General features: G+C 37.3%; 22 protein-coding genes, 1 tRNA gene and 3 other annotated features. Of the genes, 20 read left to right on the plus strand and 3 right to left on the minus strand.

The features are described from left to right. The first annotated feature begins 95 nt into the window (after positions 1–95). The 8 genes from HNQ98_RS00655 (at position 96) to metE (ending at position 10375) form a co-directional block, all read left to right on the plus strand. A complete protein-coding gene (locus HNQ98_RS00655) occupies positions 96–1238 on the plus strand; it encodes a PTS sugar transporter subunit IIC (RefSeq protein ID WP_135197587.1) in 1143 nt (380 codons plus the stop codon). A gap of 39 nt (positions 1239–1277) precedes the next feature. Further along, a complete protein-coding gene (locus HNQ98_RS00660) occupies positions 1278–2450 on the plus strand; it encodes an ABC transporter substrate-binding protein (RefSeq protein WP_135197586.1) in 1173 nt (390 codons plus the stop codon). Between the two features lie 12 nt (positions 2451–2462). Next, positions 2463–3341, plus strand: coding sequence for a branched-chain amino acid ABC transporter permease (locus tag HNQ98_RS00665; RefSeq protein ID WP_014974575.1), 879 nt, complete (start codon positions 2463–2465; stop codon positions 3339–3341). Between the two features lie 4 nt (positions 3342–3345). After that, complete coding sequence (locus HNQ98_RS00670; RefSeq protein WP_014974574.1) at positions 3346–4320, plus strand: branched-chain amino acid ABC transporter permease; 975 nt, start codon at positions 3346–3348, stop codon at positions 4318–4320. Beyond that, entirely contained in the window at positions 4292–5074 is a 783-nt protein-coding gene (locus tag HNQ98_RS00675) for an ABC transporter ATP-binding protein (RefSeq protein WP_014974573.1), read from the plus strand. The genes HNQ98_RS00670 and HNQ98_RS00675 overlap by 29 nt, the downstream gene beginning before the upstream one ends. A 2-nt stretch (positions 5075–5076) precedes the next feature. Beyond that, the gene (locus tag HNQ98_RS00680) at positions 5077–5793 is read left to right on the plus strand and encodes an ABC transporter ATP-binding protein (RefSeq protein WP_041773159.1); all 717 of its coding nucleotides are present in this window, start codon (positions 5077–5079) and stop codon (positions 5791–5793) included. Between the two features lie 57 nt (positions 5794–5850). After that, positions 5851–6139, plus strand: a binding site (T-box leader). Between the two features lie 426 nt (positions 6140–6565). After that, positions 6566–7462 carry a methylenetetrahydrofolate reductase gene (locus HNQ98_RS00685; RefSeq protein ID WP_135197584.1) on the plus strand — a complete coding sequence of 299 codons (897 nt, stop codon included), beginning with the start codon at positions 6566–6568 and terminating at the stop codon, positions 7460–7462. Between the two features lie 37 nt (positions 7463–7499). Next, positions 7500–7798: a binding site (T-box leader), on the plus strand. A 279-nt stretch (positions 7799–8077) separates the two neighbouring features. Continuing rightward, positions 8078–10375: a 5-methyltetrahydropteroyltriglutamate--homocysteine S-methyltransferase gene (metE, locus tag HNQ98_RS00690; protein WP_150259504.1), complete on the plus strand. Its 2298-nt coding sequence runs from the start codon at positions 8078–8080 to the stop codon at positions 10373–10375. 95 nt (positions 10376–10470) lie between these two features. Here the strand turns inward: metE and HNQ98_RS00695 are convergent, their stop codons facing one another. After that, on the minus strand, positions 10471–11007 hold the full coding sequence (locus tag HNQ98_RS00695) for an LURP-one-related/scramblase family protein (RefSeq protein WP_014974568.1): 537 nt from the start codon (positions 11005–11007) through the stop codon (positions 10471–10473). Positions 11008–11052: 45 nt separating this feature from the next. On the opposite strand from HNQ98_RS00695, the gene HNQ98_RS00700 reads away from it, so the two are divergent. Both HNQ98_RS00700 and pta read left to right on the plus strand, forming a co-directional pair. Continuing rightward, complete coding sequence (locus tag HNQ98_RS00700) at positions 11053–11712, plus strand: uracil-DNA glycosylase (RefSeq protein ID WP_135197582.1); 660 nt, start codon at positions 11053–11055, stop codon at positions 11710–11712. 107 nt (positions 11713–11819) lie between these two features. Next, on the plus strand, positions 11820–12806 hold the full coding sequence (pta, locus tag HNQ98_RS00705) for a phosphate acetyltransferase (protein ID WP_014974566.1): 987 nt from the start codon (positions 11820–11822) through the stop codon (positions 12804–12806). 398 nt (positions 12807–13204) lie between these two features. On the opposite strand, the gene HNQ98_RS00710 is transcribed toward pta, so the two are convergent. Then, a tRNA-Leu gene (locus tag HNQ98_RS00710) sits at positions 13205–13288 on the minus strand. A gap of 271 nt (positions 13289–13559) precedes the next feature. On the opposite strand from HNQ98_RS00710, the gene serC reads away from it, so the two are divergent. The 4 genes from serC to HNQ98_RS00730 all read left to right on the plus strand — a co-directional run bounded on the left by serC (position 13560) and on the right by HNQ98_RS00730 (position 17136). Further along, positions 13560–14639 (plus strand): 3-phosphoserine/phosphohydroxythreonine transaminase, encoded by a 1080-nt coding sequence (gene serC, locus HNQ98_RS00715; RefSeq protein WP_135197685.1) that lies wholly within the window; start codon positions 13560–13562, stop codon positions 14637–14639. Positions 14640–14641: 2 nt separating this feature from the next. Then, positions 14642–15820 (plus strand): 3-phosphoglycerate dehydrogenase family protein, encoded by a 1179-nt coding sequence (locus HNQ98_RS00720; RefSeq protein ID WP_135197581.1) that lies wholly within the window; start codon positions 14642–14644, stop codon positions 15818–15820. 16 nt (positions 15821–15836) lie between these two features. Then, on the plus strand, positions 15837–16322 hold the full coding sequence (locus HNQ98_RS00725; protein ID WP_135197580.1) for a phosphatidylglycerophosphatase A family protein: 486 nt from the start codon (positions 15837–15839) through the stop codon (positions 16320–16322). 88 nt (positions 16323–16410) lie between these two features. Next, a complete protein-coding gene (locus HNQ98_RS00730; RefSeq protein ID WP_014974562.1) occupies positions 16411–17136 on the plus strand; it encodes a YebC/PmpR family DNA-binding transcriptional regulator in 726 nt (241 codons plus the stop codon). A 59-nt stretch (positions 17137–17195) separates the two neighbouring features. Here the strand turns inward: HNQ98_RS00730 and HNQ98_RS00735 are convergent, their stop codons facing one another. Continuing rightward, a complete protein-coding gene (locus HNQ98_RS00735; RefSeq protein ID WP_135197579.1) occupies positions 17196–17645 on the minus strand; it encodes a flavodoxin in 450 nt (149 codons plus the stop codon). A gap of 255 nt (positions 17646–17900) precedes the next feature. On the opposite strand from HNQ98_RS00735, the gene larD reads away from it, so the two are divergent. The 6 genes from larD (at position 17901) to infC (ending at position 24028) form a co-directional block, all read left to right on the plus strand. Beyond that, the gene (gene larD / locus HNQ98_RS00740) at positions 17901–18620 is read left to right on the plus strand and encodes a D/L-lactic acid transporter LarD (RefSeq protein ID WP_135197578.1); all 720 of its coding nucleotides are present in this window, start codon (positions 17901–17903) and stop codon (positions 18618–18620) included. Positions 18621–18697: 77 nt separating this feature from the next. Then, positions 18698–18820: a hypothetical protein gene (locus HNQ98_RS09200; protein WP_259655110.1), complete on the plus strand. Its 123-nt coding sequence runs from the start codon at positions 18698–18700 to the stop codon at positions 18818–18820. Positions 18821–18857: 37 nt separating this feature from the next. After that, positions 18858–19065: a binding site (T-box leader), on the plus strand. 103 nt (positions 19066–19168) lie between these two features. After that, positions 19169–21133: a threonine--tRNA ligase gene (gene thrS / locus HNQ98_RS00745; RefSeq protein ID WP_135197577.1), complete on the plus strand. Its 1965-nt coding sequence runs from the start codon at positions 19169–19171 to the stop codon at positions 21131–21133. A gap of 85 nt (positions 21134–21218) precedes the next feature. Beyond that, positions 21219–22592, plus strand: coding sequence for an amino acid permease (locus tag HNQ98_RS00750; RefSeq protein WP_014974557.1), 1374 nt, complete (start codon positions 21219–21221; stop codon positions 22590–22592). An 89-nt stretch (positions 22593–22681) separates the two neighbouring features. Next, a complete protein-coding gene (locus HNQ98_RS00755; protein ID WP_014974556.1) occupies positions 22682–23317 on the plus strand; it encodes a DUF1361 domain-containing protein in 636 nt (211 codons plus the stop codon). 171 nt (positions 23318–23488) lie between these two features. Then, a complete protein-coding gene (infC, locus tag HNQ98_RS00760; RefSeq protein WP_373306179.1) occupies positions 23489–24028 on the plus strand; it encodes a translation initiation factor IF-3 in 540 nt (179 codons plus the stop codon). The last annotated feature ends 6 nt before the right edge of the window (positions 24029–24034 follow it).

Here is a 24034-nt window from a genome sequence, read left to right on the forward strand (position 1 = left end):
TGAAAACGTCCTAACCAGTAGTCGTTAGGACGTTTTATTTTGTCCTAATGACTACACTGCTTAATTGGAGTGTAGATTAAAGGGAGATTAGAGTTATGGCACAAAATGCAATGATGAAGGATAGTCAAGTTGACAAAGAAGTGATTCAAGAAAAAGTTGGTGAGGCCAAAGAATCTGTACGTGATATTGTATATAATACCTCGGCTGCCGTTTCCAATGCTATTTTGGTAACATTGGGTATGGGATTATTATTGCAGACCATTGCAGGTTTTATCCAATGGGAACCAATGGTTCAGATGGGTGCAATCACAAAAATATTGTTGCCAGCTGCATTTGGTGCTGCAGTTGCTTCACAAATGAAGACGAATACAATGGTTATGTTTAGTGCCATGGCTGCTTCAACAGTAGGTGCTAATGCGGTATTCTTCAGTGATTCAGCTGTTCAAGGTGTTACTGCTACAGGTTATGCCGGAATGCAAGCAGCAGGTTCAACTATTATTACAACGGGTCAGCCTATATCAGCTGTCATTGCTGCTATTATTGCAGTTTTGTTTGGAAAATGGTTAAGTGGTAAAACACCATTAGATATGGTAATTGTACCGGCAGCCACAACGATTGTTGGTACAGTAAGTGGTTATTACTTGGCTGCAGTGACAACACCGGCTTTGGTGGCAGTTGGACAATTTATTGCTTCAAGTGTTGCAATAAATCCAGTGATTGGTACGGCCATTGTAGCAATGGCATTTGGTGCTATGACAATGACACCAGCTTCTGCTGCAGCATTGGCAGTTGCCATTGGTGCAACAGGTGTGACTTCACCTGAAGCAGCAGGTGCAATCTTGATTGGTACAACAGCCGTATTTGTCGGTTTTCCTGCAATGTCATTTCACGAAAACAAAATTGGCGCTACAATCGCACAAGGTATTGTTACACCGAAAATTCAATTTCCTAATTTAACTAAAAATCCAGCTTTGATCATACCACCAATGATAGGTGCCGCTATCGCAGCACCTATTGCGACAATGGTATTTCATGTGACCGCACCATTTGCTATGGCTGGTATTGGCTTCAATTCATTTATTGTACCATTGGCTTTGGCCGGATCGAACCCAGTAGCGTTTGCTGCATATATGGGCGTTGGTGTTGGGGTGCCGGTGGTTGTATCGTTTGTCGGATATCGTATCATGCGTAAAATGGGCTGGGCGAAACCAGAACAATTACATTTAGAAATGATTTAATACACTGAATTCAAAAAACTCTTGGGAGAAATAAATAAGATGAAAAAAATTATTATCATTATATCAGCATTTGTCGTGATTGTCGGCGCAGTTATTGGGATTGGTGTTGCAAAAAAATCTGACACTAAGTCAAGTAATACGATCAAAATTGGAGGTGTATTTGATACATCTGGTAATATTTCGGCATATGGGCAAGCCGAGCAAAAGGGTGCTAACTTTGCTGTTAAACGTATTAATGATGACGGCGGCGTTAAAGTCGATGGTAAAAACTACAAATTCAAAATGGTTAACAAGGACAGTAAATCAGATAATACTGAGGCAGCCTCTGTAACCACAAACTTGATAAACAATAATCAAGTAAATGCCATTGTGGGACCAGTTGTTACTTCAGCTGTTCAAGCAGCGATTCCAGCTGCTACCAAAGGTAAAACACCCATGATTTCTCCAACTGCTGGGGCTGATAATATTTCAGTTCAAAAAAATGGTAAAGTACAGCCTTATGTTTTCCGTGCACAATTCAAAAATTCATATTTAGGTACTAAGATGGCCAAGTTTGCAACAGATAACATTAAAGCTAAGAATGTCATTGTTTTCCAAGATAATTCTTCTGACTATGGGACAGGTATCACAGCAGCTTTCAAAAAAGCTTATACAGGAAATATTGTTGAAACTGATTCATATCAAGCAGGTGATACTGATTTCCAAGCAATTTTGACAAAGATTAAGAATAAAAAATTTGATGCAATCGTAATTAACGGTTACTATACTGAAGCCGGTGCAATTTTGAAGCAAGCACGTGATATGGGTATTGATGTACCAGTTATTGGCCCAGATGGATTGGGTGATCCAAAGTTGGCTGAAATTGCTGGTAATAAAAATACAAGTGATGTTTATTATGCCGCACATTTTTCAACACAAGCTTTATCGACTGATGCTGCTAAAAGCTTTGTGACTGCATATCGTAAAGAATATAAGCAAGAACCTTCACAATTTACTGCATTAACATATGATGCTGTTTATATGATTAAGCAAGCCATTGAAGATGAAAAATCAATAGATAAGGCTAAAATTACAACTGGTTTAGCTAATATTAAGAATTTTGAAGGTGCAACTGGTGAAATGACAATGGATGAATTCCATAATCCTCAGAAACCCATTGTTATGGTTGGCGTAAAAGATGGAAAAGATACAACCGCAACGGTTGTTAAATAAAAGGTGGATGTTGTGTCGAGTATAATTCAACAATTAATCAACGGTGTCATTCTTGGAAGTGTCTATGCATTATTAGCTTTAGGATACACGATGGTTTACGGTATTATTAAACTAATTAATTTTGCGCATGGTGATGTTTACATGCTGGGTGCATATTTTGGTTATTTTTTTATTAGAGTCATGCATTTGAATTTCTTTATTGCTTTAATTTTATCAATGGCTATCTGTTCGGTTTTGGGTATGTTGATTGAATTTATAGCTTATCGACCACTGCGTCACTCACCAAGAATTGCTGTGTTAATTTCTGCTTTAGGGGTCTCGTTTTTTTTGCAAAATGGGATGAGTTACCTTTATGGTTCCGATAAAAGAGCGTTTCCACAGGCAATTGAAACAACACAATATCATTTTGGTGCTTTACAAATTTCCAATATTCAAATTATTATTGTGACAACAGCAGTTGCTTTGATGATATTATTGCATCTAATTGTTAAAAGGACAAAAATGGGACGTGCCATGCGCGCTGTCTCTGCTGATGAAGAAGCAGCCATTTTAATGGGTATTAACGTTAGTCGTACGATTTCATTTACCTTTGCGATCGGGTCTGCCTTAGCAGCTGCGGGTGGTGTATTAATTGGCCTTTATTACAATAATATTGATCCATTGATGGGCATGACACCAGGAATTAAAGCCTTTGTTGCGGCCGTGTTAGGTGGTATTGGGATTATTCCTGGCGCAGCGCTGGGTGGTTGGTTAATTGGCATATTAGAAACAATGGCGCAAGCGGTTGGTTTATCGAACTACAAAGATGCTATTGTTTATGCAATATTAATTATTATTTTGTTGTTAAAGCCTACTGGTATTTTAGGTAAAAATAAGCGGGAAAAGGTGTAAGTTCATGGATAAAACGCATATAAAGTATACGTTGAGCTGGGCTACATTGGCTTTGATGATATTTATTTTAATTTTTGTTATGACCATTTTCAATATTATTGGTCCATATGGCATGACAACTATTGTATTGATTGGGATTAATTTAATTGCAGCGGTTGGTCTAAATTTGGTAATTGGAATGTCTGGTCAATTCTCACTTGGACATGCTGGATTTATGGCCATTGGCGCTTATGCTACCGCATTAATTGCTACAGCTATTCCAACAGTATTTGGTTTTGTTATTAGCTTATTGATTGGCGCCACGTTAAGTGGTATTGTTGCTTTAATTGTGGGTATACCAACATTACGTTTACGTGGAGATTATTTAGCCATTGCAACACTTGGTGTTGCAGAAATTATTCGTATTTTAATTATGAATTTAAAAATCACTCGCGGTCCGGCCGGTATTTTTGCTATTCCATCTTTTGTGAATTGGCAAGTAGTGTTTGGATTAAGTGTATTAACGATTATTGTTGTTGTGAATTTAGTTCGTAGTACAACAGGACGTGCAATTATTGCAGTTCGTGATAATGAAATTGCAGCTGAATCTTTAGGTATTAACACGACAAAATATAAAGTTATTGCGTTTGTTATTGGAGCGATGTTAGCAGCACTTGCAGGTGGCTTACGTGCTAGCTTTATCCAATCGGTTTCACCACAAGATTATTCCTTTATGCAAAGTATTACAATTTTGATTATTGTTGTTTTAGGTGGTATTGGGTCAATTAGCGGTACTGTAATAACAGCTGTTGCGTTGGGAATTTTGGATGTTGTATTACAAAGCTTTGGTTCATTACGTATGGTTATTTATGCTTTAATCTTAATTATTGTGATGCTATTTAGACCACAAGGTTTGCTTGGTACGTTCGAATTTTCTTTAAAGACAATGCTATTTAGTTCAGGAGGCGATAATGACAAGGACCATTCTAAAAACGCGTGATCTGAGTGTGAGATTTGGTGGTGTGACAGCTGTTGATCAAGTATCAATAGAAGCACGTGAAAATGAGCTTGTTGGACTTATTGGACCAAACGGTGCTGGAAAAACAACATTATTTAATTTACTAACAGGTGTTTATAAACCAACTAATGGTGAAGTATCAATTTTTAGTAATGATAAACTGATCAATATTAATCAATTGTCACCATATAAACGTTCACAATTAGGTATTGCCCGTACTTTTCAAAATATTCGCTTATTTAAAAGTAGAACAGTGCTAGAAAATGTATTGATTGCTATGACTGCTAAAAATAAGTCATATTCTTTGCAGGCAATATTACGTACACCAAGTTTCTATAAAAATGAAGAAAAACGTCAACAACAGGCGATGGCATTGCTCGACATTTTTGGTATGACAAATGTAGCAGATGAGTTAGCAGATAATTTATCTTATGGTCAACAACGACGGTTGGAAATTGTTCGTGCATTGGCGACTAAACCGGCAATTCTATTTTTAGATGAGCCTGCCGCTGGTATGAATCCTCAAGAAACGAAAGAATTGACAGATTTAATCAAGCAAATTCAAGTGCAGTTTAAAATGACTATTATTTTGATAGAGCATGATATGAACTTGGTCATGGCTGTCAGTGAAAGACTTTATGTATTAGAATATGGGAAAGTTTTGGCAACGGGAACACCAATTGAAATTCAAAATAATCCAGCAGTAATTAAAGCTTACCTGGGGGAAGAAGGTTGATAATGGCTGAAGAATTGTTGAAAGTGGATAATTTAAGTGTGAATTACGGTGCGATTAAGGCCGTTCGTGGTGTGAGTTTTTCTGTTAATAGTGGTGAAATCGTCACATTAATCGGGGCTAATGGTGCAGGGAAAAGTACAATTTTACGTACAATTTCTGGATTAGAGAAAGTCGCTGACGGTATTATTTCTTTTGAACACCAAATTTTAAATCGTATGCCATCTGAAAGGCGTGTTCGCAGTGGTATTGTTCACGTACCGGAGGGACGTCGTGTGTTTCCGGGTATGAGTGTTCAAGAAAACCTACAACTTGGCGCTTTTACAATTTCTGGTAAATCTCAAAATAATGCGGCTTATGAAGCTGTATATGAGCATTTTCCAATTTTAAAAGATCGTCGAAATCAGGATGCGGCAACGTTGTCAGGTGGGGAACAACAAATGCTCGCTATTGGCCGTGCCTTAATGGCAAAGCCAAAAATCATTTTATTAGACGAGCCTTCAATGGGACTTGCGCCACTTTACATTCAAAAAATATTTGATATTATTCAAAATATCCGAGATACTGGTGTGACGGTGCTAGTGATTGAGCAAAATGCTAATCAGGCGTTAAAAATAGCTGATCGGGGCTATGTAATTGAAGGTGGTAAAATTACTGCAACAGGCACCGGAGAAGAATTATTAGCATCAGCCGATGTTCGTCAAGCTTATCTTGGCGGTTAAGGTTAGTAATCAATTACAAATTAAAGCTTGACACATGAAGTTATACTTGATAACATATGTTCAACGATGAAAAGATAAGTAATGTGATAAGCGTTCTAAGAGAGTCTACGTTTGGTGCAAGTAGATGACGTAATTATATGAAAATGGTCTTGGAGAAATGTCATTGTGAGCATACGCCAACTCATATGTTGATACGGTGTGAGCAATGTCCGGGAGAGCCCGTTATAGCTACCATAATTCCTATTATTTTGTTCAGATATTTTCAAAGCAAAATAAAAGTGATTGTGTGAGGTATGTTTTTTAAACATATAAATGCTGGGTGGTAACGCGATAATTCGTCCCACAGTTTGATTAGGTTCAAACTGTGGGATTTTTTGTTGCATTATAATATGATGAAATGAATAATTGGATAGAAAATAGAAGGGCAATATGGCAAAATAATTAAAGCGTGCAATGAGTTCAAGACAAATACAAATGATTGGTTTGGCTAGTGGTATTGGCACAGGATTATTTTTATCATCGGCTTATACGATTCATACGGCGGGGCTTTCTATTATCATGCACAAAAACTAATTGGGACGGCAACTGAATAAATTTATGTGGTTGGATAATAACGAATGAAGAGAGACGACAATGGTAACAGCTTTTAAAATATATTATTTGCACGGTGAGAAGATAACTACGAATGTTTTTTTGAAAGGGTGTGGAGCAGTAGATGCAGTCATGTTCTGAATAGAATTGATAACACAATTAATTATAAAGGATAAGAACTATGACTAAAATATCTGAAATATATCACACAAAACCAGCGCCAGTATTATCATTTGAAATTTTCCCACCAAAAAAAGAAGGTGATATTGAATCACTGTATCAAACTTTGAACGACGTTGATCCACTTGCTTTAGGCGTGGACTACATTAGTGTGACATATGGTGCGGGTGGTTCTGGTAATAATATCAAAACACGTGATTTGGCACAATACATTCAAGAACATTTTGGAGTGACAGCGCTTCATCATTTAACAGGTATCAATCAAACACCGGAAGTTTTGCAGGATCAGTTAGCCGATATCAAACAAGCCGGTATTGAAAACATTCTAGCATTACGTGGTGATTTACCAGATGCAGATTATGTGAACACATATTATCCTTATGCCAAAGATTTAATACATGATATCAAGCAATTTAATCAATTTAATATTGGTGCAGCAATCTATCCTGAAGGACATGTTGACAATCCTGTGACTGGTATTAGTGTGGCGGGTGTCAAAGAAAAGGTTGTCAGTGGCACTGATTTCTTGATTTCCCAATTTTTCTTTGAAAATGATGTGTATTACAATATGCAAGATGCCTTAAAGAGCAATTACATTAAAGTGCCTGTTTCTGCAGGTGTGATGCCTATTATTAATAAAGCACAGGTAGAACGTATGACGTACATGATTGGGTCATCCCTACCATCACGTTTAGTTAAAATTATTCATAAATATGAAAACCAGCCAGATAGTTTGAAGCAAGCTGGCATTGAGTACGCACTTGAACAAATTCATGATCTATTAAACCATGGTGTTGATGGGATACATTTATACGCAATGAATCGTCCAAGTGTGCTGAAAAGCATGTTACCAGTAATTAATCAGGATATTCAATCAAAATCTTTGGATTTTCCATGAAATTTTATTGACAATAAAATGAGATTTTGATAATATATTCATAACAGTGAAGAGATAAGTATTGATTTAGCGCTAAAAGAGAGTTTGCGTTTGGTGAGAGTAAACAGCTGATAATCAGGAAAATGGTCTTGGAGTTACTGTGTGGCGAGTACACGCCGGCTCATTAGCCGATACGATATAAGTCATGCTCGGGTGAGCCCGTTACAGCGTCATTGATTCCTTAAGGGGTATGTACAGATATTTTCGAATCATACCCTTGCGATCAATAGAGAGGTGTATTGTTTTTTTTTGCAGATACATAAAAACCGGGTGGTAACACGAGATTTCGTCCCGCAGACTAATTTTTAGTCTGCGGGATTTTTGTTTGTTGAGTTTTAAGAAACGAAAAAATTGGCTATACAACTTATTAGAAAGGGGTCGGCGATGACCAGTTATTGTCAAAAAATTTATTATTTACATGCTGATAAAATTGTGACTGCAATATTTTTGACAGGTAGTGGTGCGATGGATTATGTCATGTGATGCTGTCAGTTAATAGATATCATACCGTGTTAAAAGTGACATTCATGTTTACGAAGACTATCACTTTTAACTTGAGCTAATTAGGAGAAAAATATGACAACAGTAAAATCATCAAACCTTGGTTATCCACGTTTGGGTGAACATCGTGAATGGAAAAAATTATTAGAATCTTACTGGAAAGGTGACGTGACAGAAAAAGAATTTCATGTTACGTCAAAAGAAATTCGCTTAACGAATTTAAAAAAGCAAATTGATGCAGGCATTGATATTGTTCCTGTTGCTGATAATTCAAATTATGATCATGTACTAGATACTTCAGTAGCTTTCAATATTGTACCCACACGTTTTGGCTCTTACACGGAAAAATTGACCTTAGATCAATACTATGATATTGCTCGTGGGAATAAAGACAACGTCGCTGCCGATATGACGAAATGGTTCAATATTAATTACCACTATACTGTGCCAGAATTTGATAATACACAACCACGTTTGCTAGAAAATCGATGGTTAAAGTATTGGCAAGAAGCTAAAAATGAATTAGGAATTAATGGGAAGCCGGTTATTGTCGGACCGGTAACACTGATTAAATTGGGTAAGTTACATGGCGACTATGTTTCAACTGAAAAAGATATTGATATCTTACTTGATAGTATTTTACCATTGTATCAACAAGTGTTTAAAGAATTACAGGATGCGGGTGTGGACTGGGTGCAACTTGATGAACCAAGCTTGGTTAAAGTGGCACATGAAGAAGAGGTAAAACCATATCGCCGCGCAATTGAGGCGCTTAGAGCAGCGGCACCAAAGCTCAATATCGAATTACAAACTTATTTTGATGCCATTGACCCATATCAATCAGTCGTTAATTTACCTGTTCAGGCTGTGGGTCTTGATTTTGTTAATGGCAATGGTGAGAACTTGAGACATATCCGTGAATTTGGTTTTCCAAAAGAAAAAATTTTGGCAGCTGGTGTGATTGATGGACATAATGTTTGGACCGCTGATTTGTCAAAAAAATTGCAATTAGTTACTGAATTGCAAGGTATTTCTTCAGAATTATGGATTCAACCATCAAACACATTGTTGCATGTACCAATTACCACGAAATACGAAACAGCAGCAGGTCCAGAGTTACTGGGTGGCTTAGCCTTTGCAGATGAAAAGCTGCCAGAAATTGTGACATTAACGCAAACATTAAACGGTGATGATACGCGCGTTAGTTTTACTGAAAATGCTGCAGCATTGAAAGCGTTGAACGAATCAAAAGCACGTAATAATGTGACAGTTCAAACAGCTATCAAAAATTTGGATCAGTCACATGTTGAACGTCATAGTACTTATGCTGAGCGTTCAAAGCTACAACAGGCACAGTTGCATTTGCCAAAGTTACCAACAACTACAATTGGATCCTTTCCTCAATCTACAGAAGTGCGCGCAAAACGTGCAGCGTGGCGTAAGGGTCATCTCACAGATGATCAATATGATGCATTCATTAAATTAGAAACGACACGTTGGATTAAATTACAAGAAGATTTAGGTTTGGATGTTTTGGTTCATGGTGAATTTGAACGAACAGATATGGTTGAGTATTTTGGTCAGAAACTTGATGGCTTTTATGCAACACAAAATGGTTGGGTACAATCTTATGGTTCTCGTGGTGTTCGCCCACCAGTTATTTTTGGAGACGTTGATTACATAGAACCAATTACAGTAGCAGCATCAACTTACGCCCAATCACAAACAGAGAAGCCTGTGAAGGGGATGTTGACAGCACCTTTGACGATAATCAACTGGTCATTTGTCCGTAACGATATCAAACGCGCTGATGTGCAAAATCAAATTGCTTTGGCCTTACGTCAAGAAGTCATTAATTTGGAAAAAGCGGGAATTAATATTATTCAAGTTGATGAACCTGCGTTGCGCGAAGGGTTACCATTGAAAAAACGCAATTGGCAAAACTATTTGGACGAAGCAGTTTACTCTTTCAAAATTACAACGACTGGTGTGCGTGATGAAACACAAATTCATACGCATATGTGTTATTCAGATTTTGAAGATATTATTAGTACCATTTCAGACTTGGATGCGGACGTAATTTCAATTGAAACATCGCGTTCACACGGTGAAATTATTTCAGCTTTTGAAGCGGTTGATTATGACAAGCAAATTGGTTTGGGTGTCTATGATATCCATTCACCACGTATTCCAACTGTTGAAGAAATTGCTGATAATATTCGTCGTGGTCTAAAAGTAATTGACGATAAGCAGTTCTGGGTAAATCCAGATTGTGGTTTGAAAACACGCAATGAAGAACAAACGTTATCAGCTTTAGCAAACTTAGAAAAAGCTAGAAATACGGTGTTAACTGAGCTCGAAGTTGAGGCTTGATACTATTCAGTTAGTGAATTAATTTGCCTTTGAAATAATATATTAAAAAAACTCAGATTTTTTCTGAGTTTTTTTATGATTATTAAATGCACTATTTATTTCATATAGGTTTGACGATAATTTAAGTTATTACCTGGTAACCACTTGAGATGAGTTAGTGGATTTGATTTTGTACCCCAGATATCAAGTAGTGCAGCAATGGCGATATGAACAGGTGCCTGGGAATCAAATGTTACTGTTAATTTATTATAAATACCATCTGGGCGGGTATCGGGCTTGACACTGAGTAATTTTTTGGTATTGTGGGTAATGAAGTATCGATTAGCAATGAAATTACCAGAAATCAACCAACTCAAGTGGCGTACGTAAACAATATCGCCAAAATGACCGAAAGTCAAACTGATGGAACCAACGACATGACCACGGTATTTTAAGATAAATCTTGGTATAATACCAAATGAGGTTTGTTTAATACGGACAAGAACAGTACCGGACATATCTTGCACATGTAATTCATCATGTTTTTTACCACTACGACCAGAGACTAGGTAACTTGCTTGGAAATTTTCATCAAATACAATGTTAACGCCATCGCTAATGCTATGCCGTTGTCTTAAGTAGTATTGCGTCATGGTTATTCCTCTTTACCATAATTCTAACACGAAAGCAGATTAAATATGTTATTAACAAATACATCTTGGGCACCTTATATTAAGCATAAGTTATCATCAGAACAGTTGGCAGAAATAAAAGTCTTTCTAGATAATATTTACCAAGGCCAAACTATTTTCCCACCACGAGATAGAGTTTTTGCGGCACTGTTCGCCACCCAATTAAAAAATACAAAAGTAGTGATCATGGGACAAGATCCCTATCATGAGTTTGGGCAAGCACAAGGACTGAGTTTTTCAGTACCAGATACGACATCAGCACCGCCATCATTACGTAATATTTTGACTGAGTTAACTACTGATATTGGGAAACGAGCATCACATGATCTCACATCCTGGGCAACCCAAGGTGTATTGTTACTAAACGCAGTTTTGACCGTACCTGAAGGACACGCTAATGCGCATGCCGGTGGTGTGTGGGAACCGCTCACCGATGCGGTTATTCAAATTGCTTCGGAGGATGAAAATCCAAAAGTCTTTATTCTATGGGGAAAATATGCACAATCTAAACGTAAATTTATTGACGAGTCCAGACATCTTGTAATTGTGTCAGCGCATCCAAGCCCTTTATCAGCATATCGCGGTTTTTTTGGTAGCCAACCGTTCTCAAAAGCCAATGATTTTTTGAGCAAAAATGGTCGACAGGCAATTGATTGGTTAGATTGAGTGAAAAAAATCACAAATATACTGAAAATCAAAGACAAATACCAATGCTTCTGTTACAATGAAAATGTAAAGAATGAACAGTGATAAAGTATACTGGAGGAAGTATTATGGTTGAATTATTTGAACAATTAAAACATAAAATTAACGGACAAAATAAGCGTATTGTTTTTCCAGAAGGCACAGATGTGCGTATCCAAGGAGCTGCTGTTAGACTAGCAAGTGAAGGATTGATTGAGCCAATTTTGTTAGGCGATAAGAAGGTTATTGAACATACTGCAGCTGGGCATCAATTTGATTTATCTGGTATTGAAATTATTGATCCAAAACAGTATGATCCTTCTCTATTAGCAGAACTAAATGCCGCCTTAGTGGCACGTCGTAAGGGTAAAACAGATGTAGACACTGCTACCAAGTGGTTAAAAGATGAAAACTACTTTGGTACAATGCTTGTCTATACTGGTAAGGCAGATGGCATGGTTTCTGGTGCAACACATCCAACAGGGGACACAGTTCGTCCAGCATTACAATTAATCAAAACTGCCCCAGGCTCATCACGTATTTCGGGTGCATTTATCATGCAAAAAGGCGATGAACGTTATGTATTTGCTGATGCTGCAATCAATATTGATATTGATGCACCTACAATGGCTGAAATTGCTATACAATCAGCAAAAACAGCTCAAGTTTTTGATATTGAACCAAAAATCGCTATGTTATCATTTTCAACTAAGGGGTCAGCAAAATCGGCTTTGGTTGATAAAGTAGCTGAAGCAACCAAATTGGCTAAAGAGATGGCACCCGAGTTAGCAGATCAAATTGATGGTGAATTACAGTTTGATGCGGCCTTTGTCCCTTCAGTTGGTGAAGCTAAAGCACCCAACTCATCTGTAGCTGGACAAGCAAATACATTTGTTTTTCCGAGTTTAGAGGCAGGGAATATCGGTTATAAGATTGCACAGCGCTTAGGTGGCTATGAAGCAATTGGGCCCATTCTTCAAGGGTTGGCAAAACCTGTATCTGACTTATCGCGTGGCGCTAATGAAGAAGATGTATATAAAGTAGCTATTATTACTGCTGCACAAGCATTGGTATAGCATAAACAATTAATAAAAGCGCTTAATACTCAATCGAGTATTAAGCGCTTTTATTAATTGTCAGGTAGAAACATCAAGTGATGTTTAAAATAGGCAATACCTAAAAAGGGTAAAGTTCATCTAATTTGAAATTGCTTATTTAATTTTACAGAGAAATAACAATAACATAAAAGCCATAGATAAGTAAGCTGATTAGATATAACCAGCAGGCTATGCGCCAAAATTTGGTGTGAGATTGTGTTCGATAGTGTTGCATAGTCCTCTCCCATCTTTCTACCATTTTAACTGTAAATATAACGTTAATATGTGACAAAATGATGACAATAAACTCATATTTAGAAAATTATATACTTTTTTAAAAAACCTTACAAAAAAAGCACTCTAAGAGTGCTTTTTTATGCCGCTGACAGGAATCGAACCTGCACGAGATTACTCTCATACCGACCTGAACGGTACGCGTCTGCCAGTTCCGCCACAGCGGCATTACTATTAATATTATACGCGTTTTATTAACAAAATAAAAGATTGACTTTCAATGCAAATATAGTAAGATTATAGTGTAATATTGAAAAGAGATAATGATGCTAAGATTAAGTATGTTAACCGAAAATTTATCCGCCACTCGTCCATAAGTGTGACGAGTTTTCTTCGCGTACATACAGCGATGTTAAACATAGCCACACGGTCATTTTGACGCGGTGTGGTTTTTTTATACCCAAAATAGGGCTTTGCGTAGGGGCGCATATAATGACAATGACAACATATAATTTTTCTGCTGGTCCTGGTGTGATTCCTGAAGAAGTAGTTACACAAGTTAAGAATGAATTTGAAAAGAATGAACACACGCAGCTTAGTATTATGGAAATATCGCATCGTTCAGAGACTTTTCAAAATATTATTTTTGATGCTGAACAAAAATTACGTGAATTAATGGCCATTCCAGATGAATACGCAGTAGTCTTTTTACAAGGGGGTGGTTCACTGCAATTTGAAATGTTACCCTTAAATTTTGCAACACATCAGCAAAATGTTGCGCTACTGGATTCTGGTAATTTTGCAGCTAAAGCTGGTGAAGCTATTGAAGCACTTGGTAAAAAGTTAACGGTTATTGACAGTACTAAACAACAGCATTATCAACAATTACCGAGTTTACCTTCGGATTTTAATGCTGATGCTTATGATTATTTGCATATTGTTACAAATAACACTATTGAAGGTGCAACTTTCCATCAAAATAATCTACCAGTGACTTCTGGTCGTTTAGTCGCAGATATGAGTTCAAATATTTTAGCAGAACCATATGATATTAACACTTTTGATGCTGTGTTTGCTGGTGGGCAAAAGAATCTTGGACCGGCAGGTGTGACACTGGCCATTGTTCGCAAAGAATGGTTAGATCAACAAGATATTACTGGTGTGGGTCCGATGATGCGTTACCAAAATCATATCGATAAACAGTCGATGTTCAATACATCACCCGTTTTCTCAATATATGTGATGGATTTAGTTTTGAATTGGGTTGCGCAACAAGGTGGGGTGGCAGAGATGCATCGTCGGAATTTGATGAAATCCCAACGACTTTATGATTTTATTGATCAATCTGATTATTTTTCAGCACCGGTAGCCACTGAAGAGCGGTCATTAACGAATATTATTTTTACAACAGGTGATCTTCAGAATGACAAAGCCATTGCGAAGCAAGCAACACAAGAAGGTTTATTTAACTTAGCAGGGCATCGTTCCGTTGGTGGCTTTAGGGCATCACTTTATAACGCGCAACCTATAGAAGCAGTGGATGCACTGATTTCATTTTTACAGAAAGTAGAAAAATAAGTATGACAAATATTAAAACATATAACGCCATTAGCCAAAAAGGTTTGGCTTACTTAAATGCACATCATTATGATATTAATGGTCAAGAGGAGCCAAAGGGTATCCTCTTGCGTTCACAGAATTTGCACAATGAGGCTATTCCTAGTAGTGTTCGTGCAGTTGTTCGTGCAGGTGCAGGGTTTAACAATATCCCTGTTGACACCTTGTCAAAGCGCGGTGTTGCTGTTTTTAATACACCTGGTGGAAATGCTAATGCTGTAAAAGAATTAACTATTGCAGCTTTAATATTAGCTGCTCGTCCCGTTGTCGGGGCGATTGGGTTTGCTAACGAAACTCGTGGTGGTGATGTATCATTACGTACTGAGGTAAATAAAGGTGGTTACCGTGGTACGGAATTAGCCGGGAAAACTTTGGGCGTTATTGGTTTGGGAAATGTGGGATCAAAAGTAGCTAACACAGCGTTAGCATTAGACATGGATGTCATTGGTTATGATCCAGGACTTAATGCTAATACCGCTTGGCGCATTGATCGCCATATCAAGCATGCCAAAACTGTTGAAGAGGTTTTACGACAATCTGATTATGTTACTGTTCATATCCCACTTACTGATAAGAATAAATATTTTATTGGTGGGGAAAGTATTAAATTGATGAAACCAGATGCAGCTTTATTAAACTTTTCACGTGGTGGGATAGTGGATGATTTGGCAGCGAAATCAGCGTTAGATCAAGATCAATTGCGTGTTTATATTACAGATTTTGCTGATGAAGCATTATTTGATCATCCAAAAGTTATTATTACACCACATATTGGTGGTTCCACTGTTGAGGCAGAAGATATGAGTGCCTTAATGGCCGCTCGCCAACTTGATAATTATTTAACTACTGGTAATATTGTTAATTCAGTTAATTATCCGGATATAGATGAACCATTTACTACAAAATACCGTGTGGGCATTATTCATGATAATGTACCAAATATGATTGGACAAATATCGACATTTTTTGGTGACAAGAATATTAACATTGAACAGTTGAGTAATCGTGCTGTTGGTGATTATGCTTACACATTGGTAGCTATCAATGATTTTACAATTGATCAACAAGAATATGTGAAAGTTGCATTAGATAGTATTCCACATGTCATCTTAACGCGTCGCTATGTGAATGATAATTTTTAAAAGGGAGATATAATTCATGAAAGAATTACAAGAAGCAGCCATTAATAAATTAGCACAACGTGGTGTCAGCTTAGGAGATATTACAGATGGCACACGCACCTTTTTAACTGGAAAATATAAAGATGCCATTGAAGAAGAGGTATTAACTCAAAGTATCACTCGTGTTTTGCATAAAGATGAGGTTGCTGATATTATTTTAACGGCACTTTATTTAGATGAACAAGCAGAGAGCATGCCGGATAGCCAACCGCTGAAGGCGCGTTTGCAACGTGATGCTAATGGACACAACGTTGATGAAATTCTAGCAATCGCTATTACACAGCAATTTTCAGCCGCTGCAACAGTACATTATGGGTTGCTTGATGACTTGAAACCAGGGTTAATTGGCGTAATTAATGATAAAACTGATAGTATCAATGTTTACTTAGATGATATATTAGCTGCCTTGATTGCAAGTTCAGCGATGACTTATTTAGAGTTACTGGGTGGAAATAAGTATTAATCTTTATTTATAAAGCTTGCAAAGCTAGTCACAAGGGTATTTTTTTGATAAAATAGGATGATATTGATAAATTCAAGGAGATGTTATAATGTCAGGACACAGTAAGTGGCATAACATCCAGGGCCGTAAAAATGCCCAAGATGCTAAGCGTGGTAAAATTTTTCAAAAATTGGCACATGATTTATACGTTGCTGCAAAAGCAGGGGGTGCTGATCCGGATTTGAACGCTTCATTGCGTTTAGTTGTGGATAAAGCTAAAGCGGCAAACATGCCAAAAGATAACATTCAGCGTGCGCTAGATAAGGCTTCCGGCGCTGGTGGACAAAAGTTTGAAGAAGTAACTTATGAAGGTTATGGTACTGCAGGTGTAGCTGTTTTGGTTGAAACGTCAACGGATAATATTAATCGTACTGTTTCAAGTATTCGTAATTCTTTTAAACATTATGGCGGTGCTTTAGGAACATCTGGTTCAGTGGCTTTTCAATTTGATCGAAAAGGGTATTTAGCAATTGATCGGGAAGCCTTTCCAGATTTGGATGAAGACACGGTACTAGAAGCTGCTTTGGAAGCTGGTGCTGAAGATGTTCAAACGCAAGATGAAGTATTTGAAATTTATACAGAATCAGGAGATTTCCAAACTGTAGAGGCTTCATTAACTGAAGCAGGTTACATTTTTGAAGATGCCGAAGTAACAATGATTGCTCAAAATCCAATGGTGATTTCTGATGAGGATCGTGAAAAGTTAGATAAGCTTGTTGACGAACTAGAAGAAAATGAGGATGTCTTGGCAGTTTATACAACAGCTGATGAATAAATGTGGTAAGTAAAAAAGAAGTATTTTGAAGGAAACCTTCAAAATACTTCTTTTTATTCTCATTGATTTTTTGCGACTTGAATTAACTTTTGCGTAAAGGCTTGTAGGACAATTGTATCTTTTTCGTCCGGACGCAAATTAATTTTAATACCTTCAGCACCTTTGATCGCATTCGTTTGTGCGAGTTGTGTTTCAAATTTTGGTACAGCTAAACAAAAATCTGACAGGTAATAAGTATCTCCCGAACCGGCTACACCATATACCACACCGCTTAGGTCAGCCTCAGCAAGGTCTTCGAAGAAATCTAATCCTTCATCTGGTAATGAGCCTTGATCATATGTGTAAGGAACGATAATGGCAATATCTGTACTTTCGAGTTCGTCAACTTCTGTTTGTGATATTTCAGTTTTTGTCACACTGACTTCAGCGCTTTCTAGTGCTTCGACAATGACATCAGCGACTTCTTCATTATTTCCGGTGATTGTTGCATAAACAACTTGAGCATTCATATTAATTAGTTGTGCTTGATACGATTTTAAATAAATGTATCAATCACTTTCCCTCCGACGTTTTTCTTTAATTATAACTAACTACCAAAATATTGTATAGATTACTTTTCAGGTATTTCTTTTTGAATGTGACAGTTTCAAGACAAATCAGCAAAATGCTTTACAGTAGTGAGTTGAAGCCTTAATATAAGGAATGGTAAATCACATAAAAAAACTGCGACTTTTTTTAATTTGCAACCGCTTAGGAGATTACAAATGTTACACCAGTTGTTGGCTGAGTTCATGGGAACTGCTTTAATGATTATTTTTGGTGTTGGCGTACATGCCGACGAAGTACTGAACCGTACGAAATACCATGGTTCAGGACATATTTTTTCAATTACTACTTGGGGTTTCGGTATTTCAATTGTCTTACTTATCTTTGGTGATGTGTTCATTAATCCAGCAATGGCATTGGCGCAACTCATTTTAGGTAATATTAGTTTGCCGTATTTTTTAATTGTGAGTCTGGTTGAAGTACTCGGCGCAGTTATTGGCTCATTGATTGTCTATGTGATGTATGCGGATCAATTTAAATTATCTGAAAAAGACATTGATCCAATTATTGTCAGAAATATTTTTTCAACGGCACCAGCTATCCGAAATTTACCCCGGAATTTTTTTGTTGAAGCGTTTGCAACTTTTATTTTCTTAACAAGCATCATGGCAATTTCTGAACGTGTAGGGGATGTACCAGGGATGGTGCCTTTAAGTGTTGGTTTCCTAGTCTGGGCTGTTGGGATGGGTCTGGGTGGTACAACCGGTTTTGCTATGAATTTAGCACGTGATTTAGGACCGCGGATTGCCTATACTATTTTGCCGTGGAAAAATCGTGCGAATGCAGACTTTCAATATGGTTTATTAATTCCTGGTATTGCGCCCTTTGTAGGGGCCATCTTTGCTGCACTGTTTGCGCAATATTACCTTGGATTATAGTAACTGTGTTTGTAGATTTGAAAAGATATTAATTTTGTTTATAATTAAGAGTATTAAATTTCTGAAGGAAAAGGCAAATGATGATAACACAACAACAATATGATGCTTTAAAAGTAGCATTTGATAATGGTATTCTAGATCACGATGATGTTGCTAAGGACGCGTTAGCAACTGTTTTATCTCAAATCAAGACAAAATAAGTATTGCACAATCATAAAAAGCGTGCTAAACTGGGTTTCAAGAACGTTGATAAGGACAACTCGATTGTAGCAAATGTTTAGAGAACTCATGGTTGGTGAAAATGAGTCATTTGTACTTGACAGACTACCTTTGAGTGATAGGTGAGTAGGTAACGAAAAGTATCCGGGTGACACCGTTAATTGTCATTTGAGTCACACGTTCAGCGTGTTAAACTTGGGTGGTACCACGGTAAAGCGTCCCTTTGTGTCTATATTGGCACAAAGGGACGCTTTTTGTTTTGGTATCTTCTAGTTTATAATATGAACTGTGATTCAAAATTAATTTTAAATTTGAAGAGGATATTACACATGTCAGAAATTAGTCTTACATTTCCAGATGGCGCAGTAAAGCGCTTTGATGAAACAACCACACCTCTTGCAGTTGCAGCGAGTATTTCAAAATCATTAGCGAAAAAGTCGGTTTCTGCTAAATTAAATGGTGAGTATGTTGGTATGAATGATATTATTCCAGCATCAGGGGATTTTCAATTAATTACAACTTCTGATGATGAAGCGGTGTCACTGTTACGTCACTCAGCATCTCATTTATTAGCACAGGCCCTTAAGCGCATACCTAAATTTGCTAACATGCATTTTGGGGTTGGTCCATTTATTGATAATGGTTTTTATTACGATACAGATAATGGCGCAGGGAATCAAGTTTCCGTTGAAGATTTTTCTGAAATTGAAGCCATGATGCATAAAATCGTTGCAGAAGATCTACCGATTGTTTCACGAGAATTGACACGTGACGAAGCTTTGAAAACATTTTCAGAAGATCCATATAAGGTTGAATTAATTTCTGATTTACCTGTGGATGAAAAAATTACTATTGCAGTTCAAGGTGATCATGTTGAATTAGATAAAGGTGGTCTTGTACCATCCACTGGTTGGATTAAGCATTTTAAATTAACATCAGTGGCTGGTGCCTATTGGCGTGGTAAGTCTTCGAACCCAATGATGCAGCGTATTTACGGTATTGCTGAGTGGAAACAAGCTGATGTTGATGCTGAAGTACAACGTCGTGAAGAAGCGAAAGAACGTGACCATCGAACGATTGGTCGTGATTTGGACTTATTCTTTACGAGCCAAGAAGTGGGATCTGGTTTACCCGTTTGGTTGCCTAATGGAGCAACGATTCGTCGTCAAGTAGAACGGTATATTACCGATAAAGAATTGGCCAATGGCTACCAACACGTATATACGCCAGTATTATCAAACTTGAATTTGTACAAAACGTCGGGGCACTGGGATCATTATCGTGAAGATATGTTCCCACCAATGGACATGGGAGATGGTGAATTCTTAGAATTACGACCAATGAACTGTCCATCTCATATCACGGTATTCAAGCATAAGCCACGTTCATATCGTGAGTTACCAATGCGGATTGCTGAACTGGGTATGATGCATCGTTACGAGAAGTCTGGGGCTTTGACTGGTCTGTCACGAGTCCGTGAAATGACATTGAATGATGGGCACACATTCGTTGAACCTGAAAAATTGGAAGAAGAATTCAAATCAATTTTGACAATGATGATGGGTGTTTATCGTGATTTTGATATTACAGATTATCGATTCCGCTTGTCTTATCGTGATCCTAAAAATACAGAAAAATATTTTGATGACGATGATATGTGGGAAAAATCACAGGCTCAGTTAAAGCGTGCGATGGATGATCTTAAGCTTGATTACTTTGAAGCAGAAGGTGAAGCAGCTTTTTATGGTCCTAAACTGGACGTACAAACGAAAACCGCTTTGGGTGGTGAAGAAACAATGTCAACCATTCAGTTGGATTTCTTGTTGCCCGAGCGTTTCAATCTGACTTATATTGGTGCTGATGGTCAAGATAATCATCGCCCTGTTATGTTGCATCGTGGTATTGTTGGCACAATGGAACGTTTCACTGCATACTTGATTGAAATGTACAAGGGTGCTTTTCCAACATGGTTATCACCATTACAAGTTCAGATTATTCCTGTTAACTTGGGTGCACATGGCGATTATGCAACTAGTGTGCAAAAGCACTTACAGGATGCTGGTTTACGTGCAAATGTTGAGACAAAAGATGCCAAAATGGGCTACTTGATTCGTGAAGCTCAAACTAACAAAATACCATATACGTTGGTATTGGGGGATTCTGAAGTCGATAATAATACTGTAACAGTACGTCGTTATGGTCAAGATAAAACTGAAACAATGTCGTATTCAGCATTCCAAAATTTGATTTTAGAAGACGTGTCAAACTATTCACGTCAAATGCCGAACAATTAGTATAAAGCACCTGGCGACTGTTCGTCGGGTGCTTTATACGGTATATCATATACAAGCTGAGTAACGCTGGAGGATTTTTTTACTAATGACAGAAGCAACAGAAAGTACAAAGCAACCACCAAAACGTGGGTTACAAAATAGGCATGTTCAGTTAATTGCAATTGGCGGTACCATTGGTACCGGCTTGTTCATGGGAGCTGGTCATTCGATAAATTTTGCTGGACCCTCAATTTTATTTGTTTATTTAATTATTGGTTTATTTATGTTTGTCATGATGCGAGCAATTGGTGAATTATTATATGCCGACCCATCACAACACACATTTATAACATTTATAACAAGATATATTGGTAATCGTGCTGGTTTTTTTGCGCGTTGGTCTTACTGGTTGACGATTGTCTTCATGGGTATGGCAGAGTTAACTGCGGTAGCCAAATATATACAATATTGGCTTCCTAACGTTCCGGGATGGCTTATTCAAATTTTGATGTTAATTATATTAACCAGTATAAACTTGGTTGCAGTTGCGTTATATGGTGAAACCGAATTTTGGTTTGCTATGATTAAAATCGTGGCGATTCTTGCTTTAATTATGACTGGTATTATTATGGCGTTAACCGGTTTTAAAACACCAGTAGGCGATGTATCTTTTGGGAATGTTTTTGACCATTTTACTTTATTTCCAAATGGTGTTGGTAATTTCATTAATGCCTTTCAAATGGTCATGTTTGCTTTTGTTGGTATGGAATTTATTGGTATGACAACTGCTGAGACTGATAATCCTCGTGCGGTTTTACCAAAAGCAATTAACCAAATACCATGGCGAATCTTATTTTTCTACTTGGGTGCATTATTTATTATTATGACGATCTATCCTTGGCAAAAAATACCCGCTGATCAAAGCCCATTTGTCATGGTGTTTCAATTAGCAGGTGTTAAATGGGCTGCTGCATTGATTAATTTTGTTGTATTAACTAGTGCAGCTTCAGCTCTGAATTCAGTACTTTTTAGTGCGAGTCGAAATTTTTATGCATTAGCTTTTCAATCGAAAGCAAAATTTTTACAACCGTTTAGAAAAATGTCGAGAACAAAGTTACCCGTTAACGCTGTGCTATTTACTGCACTTATGGTCGGATTCTCAGCTATTATTTCGGTTATTCCTGCCGTTACTAATGCGTTCAGTTTTGTTACGAGTGCATCAACAGATCTATTTTTGATGATTTATGTTTTGATTTTAATTGCTTATCTCAAATATCGGAAATCTGATAGTTACATGGCTGATGGCTTTTTGGTTATTGCCCCTAAAACGTTAGTTCCTGCTGCAATTGCATTCTTTGTTTTTGTTTTTATTACACTCTTTTTTAATCCTGAATCACGTGTGCCGGCAATTGGAGCAACCATTTGGTTAGTAGTCTTTGGATTAGTTGCCATGCGTCAGCCCAAAACATTGACAAAATAAATAGAAAAACTATTTTACCCGTAATTTAAGATAGCATAATTTTTCTGTGATATGATACATTTAATACTTTGTAAAAAGGAGGGCAATTGATGAACACTAGGTTTTTAAATATTAGTATTGTCCACATTATAATCATCCTATTTTTCTTGTTTGTTCATTTAACACCAACACGATTCACATTTTTAAATTGGAATGTGTTTTTGTCACTACTGCCATTTGATTTTGCATTGATAGTATCCTATACAAAATCACGATCAGTTAAGATACTTTTTGCTAGCTTTTGGTTGTTGTTTTTCCCAAATACGATGTATATGATGACAGATTTCATTCATTTGTATGCGATTGGGACAAGCTTAGATCAAGCAACACAGTATTTTAATTATGCAGTTTTAGCCACTGGCATTTTTATTGGTGTTGGCTTGGGTATTTTAAGTTTAGAGATTATTACCAGTTCGGTCTTCCAACAGCATATGCATTTGGTATATTGGAGTGTTACTGCTATTGTGTCCGTATTATCGGCGATCGGAATTTATTTGGGCCGGTATTTACGATTGAATTCATGGGATGTATTCACTGATATTGCTGGCGTCATGAGAAATATTGTATTGTCTATGAGTTATCATATGGTTACTTTTGTGATTTTGTTTGCCGGTGCACAGTTTGCTGTATTAGTCATTTTTCATTACGGCATACGCTTAATTCAGACATCAAGAATAGATGCTTGACAGAATTGATATAACAGCGTAGAATGGTATTTGTTGAACAAGTAGAAGCGCCCGCTTCTCGCCAAGTGATGATGTTGCTTGGCAGATACAGTTGTCCTTATGGACTACAAGTATTCGGAGTGGGTGAAGATTAATTTCTTTATCCACTTTTCTTCTTGATTCACAAAATAAATTTGGAGGTACCTGACAATAGCACGTCAACCAAGACAAGTTGATTTAATCAACGAAAATATTCGCGTTCCTCGCGTATTGCTTATCCATGAAGGTAAGCAGACAGAAATGTCAACTCGAGACGCACAACAAATTGCTAACGATTTAGACCAAGATTTGGTGCTGGTACAAGCTAACGCTGAACCACCAGTAGCTAAAATCATGGATTGGGGGAAGGCTAAGTTCGAAGCTCAAAAGAAGCAAAAAGAACAACGCAAAAACCAAAAAATTGTGCAAGTTAAAGAAGTCCGTATGTCACCAGTTATTGATTCAGGTGACTTTGAGACACGTAAAAAAGCAGCTATTAAGTTTCTTAGTCAAGGAAATAAGGTTAAGCTTAATCTACGTTTCCGCGGTCGTATGATTACGCACCAAGATATTGGACGTCAAGTATTAGACCGTATGGCTGTAGAACTGGATGATATTGCTAAGGTTGAGCAACGTGCCAAAATGGATGGCCGCCAAATGTTTTTGATCTTGGCTCCCAGGGATGCCAAGTAATTAAGG

Origin of the sequence: Leuconostoc carnosum (assembly GCF_014207505.1) — a bacterium.
GTDB classification, from domain to species: Bacteria; Bacillota; Bacilli; order Lactobacillales; family Lactobacillaceae; genus Leuconostoc; species Leuconostoc carnosum.

Coding starts and splice junctions, on each gene's coding strand:
- HNQ98_RS00655 (WP_135197587.1), top strand. CDS start 96: ATGGCACAAAATGCAATGATGAAGGATAGTCAAGTTGACAAAGAAGTG.
- HNQ98_RS00660 (WP_135197586.1), top strand. CDS start 1,278: ATGAAAAAAATTATTATCATTATATCAGCATTTGTCGTGATTGTCGGC.
- HNQ98_RS00670 (WP_014974574.1), top strand. CDS start 3,346: ATGGATAAAACGCATATAAAGTATACGTTGAGCTGGGCTACATTGGCT.
- HNQ98_RS00675 (WP_014974573.1), top strand. CDS start 4,292: ATGACAAGGACCATTCTAAAAACGCGTGATCTGAGTGTGAGATTTGGT.
- HNQ98_RS00680 (WP_041773159.1), top strand. CDS start 5,077: ATGGCTGAAGAATTGTTGAAAGTGGATAATTTAAGTGTGAATTACGGT.
- HNQ98_RS00685 (WP_135197584.1), top strand. CDS start 6,566: ATGACTAAAATATCTGAAATATATCACACAAAACCAGCGCCAGTATTA.
- metE (WP_150259504.1), top strand. CDS start 8,078: ATGACAACAGTAAAATCATCAAACCTTGGTTATCCACGTTTGGGTGAA.
- HNQ98_RS00695 (WP_014974568.1), bottom strand. CDS start 11,007: ATGACGCAATACTACTTAAGACAACGGCATAGCATTAGCGATGGCGTT.
- HNQ98_RS00700 (WP_135197582.1), top strand. CDS start 11,053: ATGTTATTAACAAATACATCTTGGGCACCTTATATTAAGCATAAGTTA.
- pta (WP_014974566.1), top strand. CDS start 11,820: ATGGTTGAATTATTTGAACAATTAAAACATAAAATTAACGGACAAAAT.
- serC (WP_135197685.1), top strand. CDS start 13,560: ATGACAACATATAATTTTTCTGCTGGTCCTGGTGTGATTCCTGAAGAA.
- HNQ98_RS00720 (WP_135197581.1), top strand. CDS start 14,642: ATGACAAATATTAAAACATATAACGCCATTAGCCAAAAAGGTTTGGCT.
- HNQ98_RS00725 (WP_135197580.1), top strand. CDS start 15,837: ATGAAAGAATTACAAGAAGCAGCCATTAATAAATTAGCACAACGTGGT.
- HNQ98_RS00730 (WP_014974562.1), top strand. CDS start 16,411: ATGTCAGGACACAGTAAGTGGCATAACATCCAGGGCCGTAAAAATGCC.
- HNQ98_RS00735 (WP_135197579.1), bottom strand. CDS start 17,645: ATGAATGCTCAAGTTGTTTATGCAACAATCACCGGAAATAATGAAGAA.
- larD (WP_135197578.1), top strand. CDS start 17,901: ATGTTACACCAGTTGTTGGCTGAGTTCATGGGAACTGCTTTAATGATT.
- HNQ98_RS09200 (WP_259655110.1), top strand. CDS start 18,698: ATGATGATAACACAACAACAATATGATGCTTTAAAAGTAGCATTTGAT.
- thrS (WP_135197577.1), top strand. CDS start 19,169: ATGTCAGAAATTAGTCTTACATTTCCAGATGGCGCAGTAAAGCGCTTT.
- HNQ98_RS00750 (WP_014974557.1), top strand. CDS start 21,219: ATGACAGAAGCAACAGAAAGTACAAAGCAACCACCAAAACGTGGGTTA.
- HNQ98_RS00755 (WP_014974556.1), top strand. CDS start 22,682: ATGAACACTAGGTTTTTAAATATTAGTATTGTCCACATTATAATCATC.